The organism is Streptomyces chiangmaiensis (genome assembly GCF_036281785.1).
GTDB lineage: Bacteria > Actinomycetota > Actinomycetes > Streptomycetales > Streptomycetaceae > Streptomyces > Streptomyces chiangmaiensis.
On record NZ_JAYWVC010000643.1, the window covers coordinates 1 to 899 of the forward strand.

General features: G+C 70.0%; 1 protein-coding gene. It reads left to right on the forward strand.

The window, feature by feature from the left end; all coding sequences use genetic code 11:
* Positions 1 to 139: 139 nt before the first annotated feature.
* On the forward strand, positions 140 to 899 hold a 760-nt coding region (locus tag VXC91_RS46150), incomplete at its 3' end, for a transposase (protein ID WP_329513295.1).

Sequence of the window (899 nt, forward strand, 5' to 3'; positions counted from 1 at the left end):
TCTGCGGTTCGCTGGAGTGAGGCGGGGTGGTGTCTCGGGGAGGGGCCCGGGGATGTCGTTGCGGCCGAGGAGTTATCAGCGGATTCCGACGCGGACGGTGCTGACAGCGTGGGCGGCGTGTCCGAAGGGGGCGCCGGCGATGCTGATGCGGGACCGGTTGGACGTGGTGTTCGAGGACGAGGACTTCGCGGACCTGTACCCGCGTGATGGGCGCCCTGGTCTGTCGCCTGGGCAGTTGGCGCTGGTCAGCGTGTTGCAGTTCGCGGAGGACCTGTCCGACTGCGCTGCCGCAAATGCGGTCCGCACTCGGATCGACTGGAAATACGCCCTCGGCATGGAGTTGGACGATCCCGGGTTCGATCACTCGGTGCTGTGCGAGTTCCGGGCCCGGCTGACCGCGGGGGATGCGGCCGACCGGCTGCTGCAGGTGATGCTGAACCGGCTGGTCGAAGCCGGGCTGCTCAAGGCCGGAGGCCGCCAGCGTACCGATGCCACACACGTGCTCGCCGCCGTCCGCAGGCTCAGCCGCCTGGAGTTGGCCGGCGAGAGCCTGCGGGCTGCACTCGAGCAACTCGCCCAAGCAGCCCCGGACTGGCTGCTGCCACTGGTGGAGCCGGAGTGGGACAAGCGCTACGGGCGCAAGGTCGAGATCGGCAAGGTTCCTGGCGGGAAGGCCGGAGTCACCGCCCTGGTCGAGGCTTTCGGCCGGGACGGATGCAAAGTCCTGGCCGCCGCCTGGGCGCCCGACACCCCGCCCTGGCTGCGCGAGTTGCCGCAGGTGGAGATCCTGCGCCGGGTGTGGGTGCACCACTACTACTGGGATGCACGCGGACGCCTGCGCTGGCGCGACGGCCACGCTCTGCCTCCGGCGTCGCTACGGTTCGACTCCCCGTACGACC